Annotated in this window: 12 protein-coding genes; 7 read left to right on the top strand and 5 right to left on the bottom strand. The window is 66.1% G+C overall.

Features of this window, described 5'->3' with window-relative positions:
* Positions 1-225: 225 nt before the first annotated feature.
* From E4487_RS15430 to E4487_RS15415, 4 genes are all read left to right on the top strand, one after another.
* Positions 226-1,215, top strand: coding sequence for a DUF4340 domain-containing protein (locus E4487_RS15430; protein WP_175253780.1), 990 nt, complete (start codon positions 226-228; stop codon positions 1,213-1,215).
* 234 nt (positions 1,216-1,449) lie between these two features.
* Entirely contained in the window at positions 1,450-1,659 is a 210-nt protein-coding gene (locus E4487_RS15425) for a cold-shock protein (RefSeq protein ID WP_024308925.1), read from the top strand.
* Positions 1,660-1,960: 301 nt separating this feature from the next.
* Positions 1,961-2,233 carry a type II toxin-antitoxin system Phd/YefM family antitoxin gene (locus tag E4487_RS15420; protein ID WP_172979170.1) on the top strand — a complete coding sequence of 91 codons (273 nt, stop codon included), beginning with the start codon at positions 1,961-1,963 and terminating at the stop codon, positions 2,231-2,233.
* On the top strand, positions 2,199-2,513 hold the full coding sequence (locus E4487_RS15415; protein WP_175253779.1) for a type II toxin-antitoxin system RelE/ParE family toxin: 315 nt from the start codon (positions 2,199-2,201) through the stop codon (positions 2,511-2,513). The genes E4487_RS15420 and E4487_RS15415 overlap by 35 nt, the downstream gene beginning before the upstream one ends.
* Before the next feature lie 347 nt (positions 2,514-2,860).
* Here the strand turns inward: E4487_RS15415 and E4487_RS15410 are convergent, their stop codons facing one another.
* Genes E4487_RS15410 through dapE form a run of 3 tightly spaced genes read right to left on the bottom strand, consistent with a single transcriptional unit; the run spans position 2,861 to position 5,201 of the window.
* On the bottom strand, positions 2,861-3,232 hold the full coding sequence (locus E4487_RS15410; protein ID WP_047592131.1) for a hypothetical protein: 372 nt from the start codon (positions 3,230-3,232) through the stop codon (positions 2,861-2,863).
* A gap of 5 nt (positions 3,233-3,237) precedes the next feature.
* A complete protein-coding gene (locus E4487_RS15405; RefSeq protein ID WP_175253778.1) occupies positions 3,238-4,062 on the bottom strand; it encodes a putative RNA methyltransferase in 825 nt (274 codons plus the stop codon).
* Positions 4,056-5,201, bottom strand: coding sequence for a succinyl-diaminopimelate desuccinylase (dapE, locus tag E4487_RS15400; protein ID WP_134677459.1), 1,146 nt, complete (start codon positions 5,199-5,201; stop codon positions 4,056-4,058). Before dapE ends, E4487_RS15405 begins: the two co-directional genes overlap by 7 nt.
* Before the next feature lie 195 nt (positions 5,202-5,396).
* Between dapE and tcdA the strand changes: the two genes are divergently transcribed.
* The 3 genes from tcdA (at position 5,397) to E4487_RS15385 (ending at position 7,652) form a co-directional block, all read left to right on the top strand.
* On the top strand, positions 5,397-6,206 hold the full coding sequence (gene tcdA, locus E4487_RS15395; RefSeq protein WP_175253777.1) for a tRNA cyclic N6-threonylcarbamoyladenosine(37) synthase TcdA: 810 nt from the start codon (positions 5,397-5,399) through the stop codon (positions 6,204-6,206).
* Positions 6,207-6,356: 150 nt separating this feature from the next.
* The gene (locus E4487_RS15390) at positions 6,357-7,151 is read left to right on the top strand and encodes an ABC transporter substrate-binding protein (protein ID WP_175253776.1); all 795 of its coding nucleotides are present in this window, start codon (positions 6,357-6,359) and stop codon (positions 7,149-7,151) included.
* Positions 7,152-7,184: 33 nt separating this feature from the next.
* A complete protein-coding gene (locus tag E4487_RS15385) occupies positions 7,185-7,652 on the top strand; it encodes a DUF1456 family protein (protein WP_037053711.1) in 468 nt (155 codons plus the stop codon).
* 62 nt (positions 7,653-7,714) lie between these two features.
* Here E4487_RS15385 and E4487_RS15380 read toward each other — a convergent pair whose 3' ends face one another.
* Both E4487_RS15380 and E4487_RS15375 read right to left on the bottom strand, forming a co-directional pair.
* Positions 7,715-8,119: a SufE family protein gene (locus tag E4487_RS15380; protein ID WP_175253775.1), complete on the bottom strand. Its 405-nt coding sequence runs from the start codon at positions 8,117-8,119 to the stop codon at positions 7,715-7,717.
* Positions 8,120-8,216: 97 nt separating this feature from the next.
* Positions 8,217-9,422 carry an aminotransferase class V-fold PLP-dependent enzyme gene (locus E4487_RS15375; protein ID WP_175253774.1) on the bottom strand — a complete coding sequence of 402 codons (1,206 nt, stop codon included), beginning with the start codon at positions 9,420-9,422 and terminating at the stop codon, positions 8,217-8,219.
* Between the last annotated feature and the right edge of the window lie 36 nt (positions 9,423-9,458).

The raw sequence follows: 9,458 nt of genomic DNA, 5'->3' as shown, positions 1-9,458 counted from the left end.
CGATCCGGGGTGATACGTAGGGTGGATCACGCTTCACCGATCCACCGCTGTGGTGGATGCAGGAAGCGGCATCCACCCCACGTCGAGGGTTTCGTGGCCCGTCTGCGATCCGGGGGCAGCGCCGCCAGCAAGCGACAGGTTTCCGCAAGGGCGCGCCGGGCGCACCGCCTCTGAGGCATCGGTGCGCTCCACGCGGCTCCATCTCATTCAAGGGGGAAGGGTTTCATGGGAAAGAAAGGTCTGAGCGCATTGCTCGTCATCGCGCTGCTCTGCGCGCTGGGCTATCTGGCGCTGCGGCATGACCAGCAGCAGGCCGCCGCGCCGGTCGAACAGGCACCATGGCTGGCCGCGCAGCAGGACTACCTGGGCAGCCTGCAGGCGCTGGACATCGAGGCGCCGGGCCAGCCTCCGGTGCGCATCGAGCGTCACGGCGAGGACTGGGTGGTGCCGGCGAAGGCCGACTACCCGGCGGCAAGGCAGGTACTGGCCGACCTGCTGCGGGCGCTGCGCGAGGCGCGGAAGGTGGAGGCCAAGACCGCCAATGCGCAGTGGCACGCGCGCCTGGGCCTGGCCGAGCAAGGCGCGGAGGGTGAGCAGGCACTGCGCCTGAAACTGCAGTTCGACGGCCACCCCGACCTCGGCCTGCGCCTGGGCAAGGCAGCCCAGCAAGGCGCCGGGCAACTGGTGCGCCTGGCTGGAGAGGACCAGGTCTGGTTGATCGATCGCCAGCTGAACGTACCGCCGCGCGAGCTGGACTGGCTGGATCGGCGCATCAGTGACATTCCCTACACCGATATCCAGCGCATCGAGCTGCGCCATGCCGACGGCGAGGTGCTCACCCTGAACCGGGCCGATGCCAAGCAGTACAACTTTGCCGTCGAGCAACTGGCCGGAACGCAGAAGCTCGCTTTCGAGGGCGCGGCCAACAGCGTGGCGACGCTGTTCTCCAGCCTGCAGTTCGCTGATGCTGCGCCGCTCGACCAGGTGGGCTTCAAACAGCCGCCGGTGCTGCGCTTCAGCCTCAGTGGCTTCGGAGGGCAGAAGCTCGCCGGCGCCCTGTACCGGCAGGGAGAACAGTACTGGCTGACGCTGGGGGCGCGGGAAGGTTTCAAGGTGGAGGAAGTCAGCGCGCGGCCTGACTGGGCCTATCGCCTCGACGCCGACCAGGCGCAGCGGTTGATGAAGAAGTTGCGCGATCTGCTGGCCAAAAGCTGACAAAAACGCTCTGAACAGCGCATTTTTCCAGGTGGCGGGGCGGTTCCAAAAAAGTACTTTTCAGTCACAGTTCATGCTTTATACTCGGCCTTCGGCTGCAGCAAGAACGCTACTCGCTTGACCTGCTCCATGCTCGAATTGCCGGGGTTGGCGAACGCTGAGAAGAACGTTTTTACCGAGCCGTCAAAGCGCCTTCGGGACAATAAAAACATAGCGAGTTTGGAGAAGTTGGTAATGGCAGATCGTGAGACCGGAACCGTCAAATGGTTCAATGATTCCAAGGGTTACGGGTTCATTCAGCGCGAAAGCGGCCCGGACGTGTTCGTTCACTACCGCGCCATCCGTGGCGAAGGTCACCGCACCCTGGTCGAAGGCCAGAAGGTCGAGTTCGGTGTGACCCAGGGCCAGAAAGGCCTGCAAGCGGAAGACGTCTCTGCGGTCTGAGCCCAGACTCCAATGCAAAGGCCCGTCATCGACGGGCCTTTTCGTTTCTGGGGTAGGCCGGATTCCCGCCAGCCTGAGCTCGACTCGGGAAATAGCACCACCTCCCTTGGCCGAGGCTGGAAGCCAGTAGATACAAGGACTCCAGTGCCACACGCCAGCGGCCTGACATGGCCAATCGTAACAAGTGCCTCATCTGGGGATAGCAACTCTTGCAGGGCGGGTCAGCCATAAGAGTGCTTTTAAAAGCACTCTAAAAAGAGCTATGCTCTGCCGTGCTTTCCAGGAAAGCAGGGAGAGACCCATGACTTATGCCGTATTGGCCGATGTTGCAGCATCGGTGACCGACCTCAAGAAAGACCCGATGGGCACCATCCGCGAAGGCGGTGGTGAAACCGTCGTGATCCTCAATCGCAATGAACCAGCCTTCTATGCTGTGCCTCCAGCGCTATACGAAGCCATGCTGGAGATGATCGACGATGCCCGCCTGGCCGAAGTGGTGCGCGAGCGACGTGGTGAACCCACTGTGCGAGTAGATATCGATGATCTCATCGCGCAAGCCGGCGGAGCCGACTGAGTACGCCCTGGAGTTCAACGCCCAGGCACTGAAGGAGTGGGGCAAGCTGGGCAGCACCATCCAATTGCAGTTCGCCAGGAAGCTCAAGGAGCGCCTTGAGAATCCCCGAGTCGAGGCGGACAAGCTGCGGGATATGCCCAACTGCTACAAGATCAAGCTGCGCTCCATCGGTTATCGCCTGGTCTATGAAGTGATCGACAGCCGCTTGGTTGTGACGATGATCGCTGTGGGCAAGCGAGAGCGCAGCAAGGTTTATGGCAGCGCCGCCAACCGCTTGTAAGTGGCCTCGCTATGGGTGACGGTCCACTGATCTACGTAGTAATAGTCGTGGCGGGGATGGTTCGTCGGGAGCGAGTTGCGGGGTGCGTTACAGCAAGCACCTGCGTGGTCACTCCGAAACGACAAAGGGCTAGCCGAATCTAACCCTTTGATCTTTATCGTGGCCGCAGCGGAACTTGAACGCTGTATATGCGCTTTATGAATGCGTCGCTCTGGTCCCGGATTGCATCCGGGCTACGGGGGTGATGCAAGGTCCCATAGCGTGGGGCGCCTGAGCCTATCCCGCCCTTCGGGCACCTTCTCCCATGAATGGGCGAGGGGCATCAGCAGGCCGCCGGGCGGCCGCGTTCATTCGGTGCGCCAGACGATCTCGGTCTCGCCATCGGCATCGACCTTGATCCAGCGGTCGGCCTCTTCATCGCTTTCATCTTCGACCCAGGTGCCGGGTGCGCAGCGAACCTGTACGCCAAGGGCGGCGTAGGCGGCGCGGGCGCAGGCGAGGTCGTCGGCCCAGGGCGTGGCGTCGCTTTCCAGGTACAGGCTGTGCCATTTGCCCACCGCCTTGGGCAGCCAGGTCACCGGTACCTCGCCGGCCTTGCACTTGAAGGTCTGGCCTTTCTGCTGCCAGTCGCTGCAAGGCCCCAGGGCTGCACCCAGCCACTGGGCCACGGCGTCGCGCTCGGCGTCTTTCAGGTAGATCTCGATATCGGGTTGGCGCATGGCTTCTAGTCCTGAGAGCTGATGCTCGGGGTTTTGACGATCCAATCGTAGCGGATGGAGACGGTCACTTCGAAGGGCGTGGCGATCACTGCTTCGCGGCGTTCGGCACTGGCGCGCCAACCGTGCGGGGTCATGGCCAGCAGATCGGCGCGGGCCTGGGCCTCGGCCAGGTGCAGGGGGAACTGCAGGGTCTCGCTGTGCGCCAGGTGCATGCCCGCCGGGATCAGCGCCAGGTGTTTCTCGTCGTCGTAGTCGCGCACTTCGTCATACAGCTTCTGCCGCAGCTCCATCAGGTGGCCACGGGTCGGGCCCATGCGCAGCAGGCCGCCGCCGGGAGCGAGCAGGCGTTCGGCCTCGCTCCAGTCGAGCGGGCTGAACACGCTGGCCAGCAGGTTGCAGCTGGCGTCGGCCAGCGGCACGCGGGCCATGCTCGCCACCAGCCAGCTCAGCTGCGGGGCGCGCTTGCAGGCGCGCTTGACCGCCTCGCGGGAGATGTCCAGGGCGTAGCCGTCGGCATCCGGCAGGCCGTGGCCGATCTGCTGCGTGTAGTAGCCCTCGCCGCAGCCGATATCCAGCCAGCGAGCCGGCGCGCGTTCGGCCGCGAGCTGGGCCAGGCGTGCGGCCAGCGGCGCGTAGTGGCCGCCGTCGAGAAAGCGTCGGCGTGCTTCGACCATGGCCTGGTTGTCGCCCGGATCGCGGCTGTTCTTGTGCTGCACCGGCAACAGGTTGAAGTAGCCCTGGCGGGCGCGGTCGAAGCTGTGCCGGTTGGCGCAGGCCAGGCCGCTGGCGCTGGGTTCGAGCGCGGTCTGGCAGAGGGGGCAGATCAGCATGCGAGGAGCTTGACCATGGTCTGGTAGTAGACCTCGGTGAGCAGGTCCAGATCACTGGCCAGTACGCGTTCGTTGATCTGGTGGATGGTGGCGTTGACCGGGCCGAGCTCGACCACCTGGGTGCCGAGGGTGGCGATGAAGCGCCCGTCCGAGGTACCGCCGCTGGTCGACGGGGTGGTCTCGCGACCGGTCACGCTGCGGATGCTGGCGGCCACGGCGTCGAGCAGGTCCCCGGGCTGGGTGAGGAACGGCAGGCCGGACAGCGCCCACTCCAGGTGGTAGTCCAGGCCATGCTTGTCGAGGATGGCGCTGACGCGCTGCTGCAGGTCTTCGACGCTGGATTCGGTGGAGAAGCGGAAGTTGAACACCGCCTTCAGCTCCCCCGGAATGACGTTGGTGGCGCCAGTGCCGGCGTTGAGGTTGGAGACCTGGAAGCTGGTCGGCGGGAAGTAGTCGTTGCCGTGGTCCCAGTGCTCGGCGGCCAGCTCGGCCAGGGCCGGCGCTGCCAGGTGAATCGGGTTCTTCGCCAGGTGCGGGTAGGCCACGTGGCCCTGCTTGCCGTACACGGTGAGGGTGCAGCCGAGCGAGCCGCGACGGCCATTCTTGACCACGTCGCCGAGCAGGGTAGTGCTCGAGGGTTCACCGACGATGCACCAGTCCAGACGCTCGCCGCGCTCGCGCAGGCGCTCGACCACGGCCTTGGTGCCGTGCTGCGCCGGGCCTTCCTCGTCGCTGGTGATGAGGAAGCTGATGGCGCCCTTGTGTTGCGGATGGTCGGCGACGAAACGCTCGACGGCGATGATCATGCTGGCCAGGCTGCCCTTCATGTCGGCGGCGCCACGGCCGCAGAGCATGCCGTCCTCATCCACGCGCACGTCGAACGGCTGGTACTGCCAGGCGTCCAGCGGGCCGGTGGGCACCACGTCGGTATGCCCGGCGAAGCACAGCACGGGGCCGTCGCCACCACGCCGGGCCCAGAAGTTCTCCACCTCTTCGATGCGCATGCGCTCCACCTCGAAGCCGCAGGCGGCGAGGCGGCGCATCATCAGTTCCTGGCAGCCTTCGTCGACCGGGGTGACGGACGGACGGCGGATCAGGTCGAAGGCGAGTTCCAGAGTCGGGGTGAGGGGGGCGGTCATTGCGGCTCCGATGCGGCGGCTGGCGTGAAGGCTGGCCATCTTAAAGCAAAAGTCGTTACCAATCAGGTCATCCGGCGCCTGGGCGGATGCATTCACGCGCCGGCCGCATGGCACCGACCGACGGCTGACCTGCCTTTCGGGGTTGGGTGGGCAAGGTGCTATCTCTATAATGCGCGCCGTCCAGCAGGGGGATAGATGAATACAGACGATCAGCGCTTTGGCGGAATAGCCCGGCTTTATGGCCAGGAGGGTTACCAGCGCCTGGCTGCGGCGCATGTGGCCGTGGTCGGCATCGGTGGCGTCGGCTCCTGGGCTGCGGAAGCCCTGGCGCGCTCCGGCGTGGGCGAGATTTCCCTGTTCGACCTGGATGATGTGTGCATCACCAACACCAATCGTCAGGTGCACGCCCTCGAGGGCGCGGTGGGCAAGGCCAAGGTCGACGAGATGGCCGCGCGCATCCGTGCCATCAACCCGGCGTGCGTGGTGCATGCGGTGGCCGACTTCGTCACCCGCGAGACCATGGCCGAGTACATCACCGAGCAGCTCGATGGCGTGATCGACTGCATCGACAGCGTGCCGGCCAAGGCCGCGCTGATCGCCTGGTGCAAGCGGCGCAAGATCCAGATCGTCGCCACCGGCGGTGCGGGTGGCCAGGTCGACCCGACGCAGATCCAGGTCACCGACCTGAACAAGACCTTCAACGACCCGCTGGCGGCCAAGGTGCGCAGCATGCTGCGTCGTGACTACGGCTTCTCCCGTACGCCGGGGCGCACCTACAGCGTGCCGTGCGTGTTCTCCACCGAGCAGCTGCGCTATCCCAAGCCGGACGGCAGCGTCTGCCAGGCCAAGGGCTTCGTCGGTGAGGGGGTAAGGCTGGACTGCGCGGGCGGTTTCGGTGCGGTGATGATGGTCACCGCCAGTTTCGGCATGGCCGCCGCCGCCAGGCTGGTGGACAAGCTGGTCGCCGGCGCCCGGCGCCCGGCAGAGCGCAAGGCTGCTGGTTGAGGGCGTTGCGCGTTGCGCATTTGACTATGCTGGATAAACGGAAAAGGTGCAGCAAACGAACACAGGGAAGCATCGAACGTCATTCGTAGTAGAGGTGATTTTGTGTCTTACCGGTTTGAGCGCGTCTTTCGCAAAGGGCGCAGGGCACGGATGCTCGCCTCCCTGACGCTGCCTGTCTGGCTCCTGCTGCTGGCCCCGGTGCAGGCCGAGCCGCAGACCCTGCGCATCGGCACCGGTGACTGGGCGCCCTATGTCGATCAGCAGCGCGCCGATGGCGGGGCCCTGGCGCGGCTGGTCAGTGCGGTGTTCGCCGAGGCCGGCTATCGGGTCGAATACATCTTTCATCCCTGGGACCGCAATGTGCTGATGCTGCAGCAGGGGCAGCTGAGCGCGATCATGCCCTACAGCTGCAGCCCCAGCCGTCTCAATTACGGCGTTTGCAGCGATCCGCTGGTGCGCGGCGAGGTGGTCCTGTTCCATCGCGTCGACCAGGCGTTCGACTGGCAGAAGGTCGACGACCTGTTCAACTATCGCATCGGCACGACCCTGGGTTACTCCTACGGGCCGGAGTTCGACGAGGCGCTGGCCGGCGGTCGCCTGATGGTGCAGCAGAGCGGCAAGGAAGACACCAGCTTCCGCCTGCTGGAACTGGGGCGCATCGACCTGCACCCACAGGATCGTGCGGTAGGCTATGCCATGTTGCGCCAGCTGTTCCCCAAGGACGCCAGTCATATCACGCACCATCCGCGCTACCTGAACAAGGAGCCGCTGCGCCTGCTGTTTCGCAAGGATGACGCCGAAGGGGCGGAGCTGTTGCGCCTGTTCAACGCCGGGCTGCAAGCTTTTGCCAAGCGCGGTGACCTGGAGCGTCTGCAGCAGGCCCTGAACTCGGGCAATGCCGACAGCTGGCAGCCGAGTACCTCACATCACGTTGCGCAGGACTGAGCGACGCTCGTCCTGCGCCTGCCAAGGATTTTCATGCTCAACAACGATGTGCTGCGCAGCTTGCGCTATCTGCTGAACGTCAACGACAGCAAGCTGGAGGCCTTGTGCCGGCTGGCCGATTACCCGGTGGAGCCCGGGCTGATCTCGGCCTGCCTGCTGCGCGAGGACGAAGCCGGGTACCGCGCCTGCAGCGACGTGCTGCTCGCCCATGTCCTCGAAGGGCTGGTGTTCCACAAGCGGGGCAGGGACGACAGCCGTCCGCGCCAGGCGGTGGAGAAGCGCCTGAGCAACAACATCGTGCTGAAGAAACTGCGCGTCGCCTTCGAGCTGCGTGACGACGACATCCAGGCCATCCTGCAGGCCGCCGACCTGCCGATGACCAAGGCCGAGCTCGGGGCGCTGTTTCGTGCACCGGGGCACCGGCACTACCGCGAGTGTGGCGACCAGATCCTGCGTAACTTCCTGCGTGGGCTGACCCAGCGCGAGCGCGCTCAGGCCTGAGCCAGGGCTGGCCTGGCAGGGGCAAGCAGTTCGTAGCCCGGATGCAATCCGGGGCAACAGGCTCAGCCCGTCAGCTCGGCCATGCGCCGCAACACGGCATGCAGGCCGTTGCTGCGCGAGGGCGACAGCTGGCGTTGCAGGCCCAGCTGGCTGAACCAGTCATTCAGATCGAGCTGTGACAACTCGTTGCTGCTCAAGCCTTCGACGCGCGCCAGCAGCACGGCCAGCAAGCCGCGCAGCAGACGTGCATCGCTGGTCGCGCGGAAGCGCCAGTGGCCTTCATGCTGCTCGGCGACCAGCCAGACCAGGCTCTCGCAGCCGTGCACGCGGTTGGCCTCGCTGCGCTCGGCGTCGCTTAGCGGCGCCAGACGCTCGCCCCATTGCATCAGCAGGCGGGCGCGCTGCTCCCAGCCGTGGCAGGTGGTAAAGGCGTCGAAAGCTTCCTGAGCGGCGTTGGGCAAGCTCATTCCCGATCTCCCCCTGAACCCGTAGGAGCGGCTTCAGCCGCGATCGCGGCTGCAACGGCGTGCCGCCCAGCCGCTCCTGCGGAAAACCGGGGCACGCTCACCGCAACAGCTCCAGGGCGTTGTCCAGTGCGGCGAAGAAACGCTGCAGGTCGTCGCCGTCGCTGTACAGGCCGAGCGATACGCGGATCGCGCCGCCAAGGCCGAGCTGTTTCATCAGCGGCATGGCGCAGTGATGGCCGGCGCGCACGGCGATGCCCTGTTCGCTGAGCAGGTGGGCCAGGTCGGCGTTGTGCACGCCGTCGATGCAGAAGCTGGCCAGCGCCGTCTGCGGCGCGCCGAGCAGGCGCATGCCGGAGCGTGCCTGCAGGCCGCTCAGCAGGGCGCTGTGCAGGGCGCTCTCGTGGGCCGCCACGGCATTCGTATCCAGGGCGCCAAGCCAGCGCAGCACGGCGCCGAAGGCGATCACCGCGCTGACCGCCGGGGTGCCGGCTTCGAAACCCAGCGGCGCCGGACGGAAGCTGGCCTGCTGGTAGTCGGCGTCCTGCACCATCTCGCCGCCGAACTGCCAGTGCTGCAGCCGGGCCAGGGCTTCGCCGCGGCCGTAGAGCAGGCCGACGCCATCCGGGCCGTACAGCTTGTGCGCCGAGCAGACGTAGAAGTCGCAGCCCAGCGCCTGCACGTCGGGGCGCTGATGCACCGCGCCCTGGGCGCCGTCCACCACGCTCAGCGCGCCCTGGGCGCGGGCCATGGCCAGCAGCTGCGGCAGCGGCTGCCAGCGGCCGAGCACGTTGGACAGCTGGGTCACGGCCAGCAGGCGGGTGCGCGGGCCGATGCACGCGGCAGCCTGTTCCAGGTCGACGCTGCCGCTGGCGTCCAGCGGCAGCACGACCAGCTCCAGGTTGCGACGCCGGGCCAGTTGTTGCCAGGGCAACAGGTTGGCGTGGTGTTCGGCGGCGCTGATGACGATCTGCCCGTCGCCCGGCAACTGCGACTCGAGGCCATAGGCGAGCAGGTTGAGTGATTCGGTGGTGCCGCGGGTGAAGATGATCTCCTCCGCGCTGGTGGCGTTGAGCCACTGCGCGGCGTCCTGGCGGCTGGCCTCGAAGGCGCGGGTGGCGCGTTCGCCGGGCAGGTGCTGGGCACGGTGCACGTTGGCTGCGCCTGTGGCGTAGTAGCCGAGCAGGGCGTCGAGCAGTACCTGCGGCTTCTGCGCGGTAGCGGCGCTGTCGAGGTAGGTCTGGCCTTCGGCTTCGAGGGCGAGAATGCCGGGGAAGTCGGCGCGCCAGGGGGAGATGAGAGCCATGAGCTTCGAGCCGCAAGCTGCAAGTTCGAGCCGTCT

Source organism: Pseudomonas sp. BMW13, from assembly GCF_013357275.1.
Taxonomy (GTDB): Bacteria; Pseudomonadota; Gammaproteobacteria; order Pseudomonadales; family Pseudomonadaceae; genus Aquipseudomonas; species Aquipseudomonas khazarica.
This window is presented reverse-complemented; position numbering and strand designations above follow the sequence as displayed.

Bases quoted from the DNA above. Each gene is read 5' to 3' on its own strand.
- E4487_RS15375 (WP_175253774.1), bottom strand. From the start codon at position 9,422: ATGGCTCTCATCTCCCCCTGGCGCGCCGACTTCCCCGGCATTCTCGCC.
- E4487_RS15430 (WP_175253780.1), top strand. From the start codon at position 226: ATGGGAAAGAAAGGTCTGAGCGCATTGCTCGTCATCGCGCTGCTCTGC.
- E4487_RS15420 (WP_172979170.1), top strand. From the start codon at position 1,961: ATGACTTATGCCGTATTGGCCGATGTTGCAGCATCGGTGACCGACCTC.
- E4487_RS15380 (WP_175253775.1), bottom strand. From the start codon at position 8,119: ATGAGCTTGCCCAACGCCGCTCAGGAAGCTTTCGACGCCTTTACCACC.
- E4487_RS15385 (WP_037053711.1), top strand. From the start codon at position 7,185: ATGCTCAACAACGATGTGCTGCGCAGCTTGCGCTATCTGCTGAACGTC.
- E4487_RS15410 (WP_047592131.1), bottom strand. From the start codon at position 3,232: ATGCGCCAACCCGATATCGAGATCTACCTGAAAGACGCCGAGCGCGAC.
- E4487_RS15405 (WP_175253778.1), bottom strand. From the start codon at position 4,062: ATGCTGATCTGCCCCCTCTGCCAGACCGCGCTCGAACCCAGCGCCAGC.
- E4487_RS15425 (WP_024308925.1), top strand. From the start codon at position 1,450: ATGGCAGATCGTGAGACCGGAACCGTCAAATGGTTCAATGATTCCAAG.
- dapE (WP_134677459.1), bottom strand. From the start codon at position 5,201: ATGACCGCCCCCCTCACCCCGACTCTGGAACTCGCCTTCGACCTGATC.
- tcdA (WP_175253777.1), top strand. From the start codon at position 5,397: ATGAATACAGACGATCAGCGCTTTGGCGGAATAGCCCGGCTTTATGGC.
- E4487_RS15415 (WP_175253779.1), top strand. From the start codon at position 2,199: ATGATCTCATCGCGCAAGCCGGCGGAGCCGACTGAGTACGCCCTGGAG.
- E4487_RS15390 (WP_175253776.1), top strand. From the start codon at position 6,357: ATGCTCGCCTCCCTGACGCTGCCTGTCTGGCTCCTGCTGCTGGCCCCG.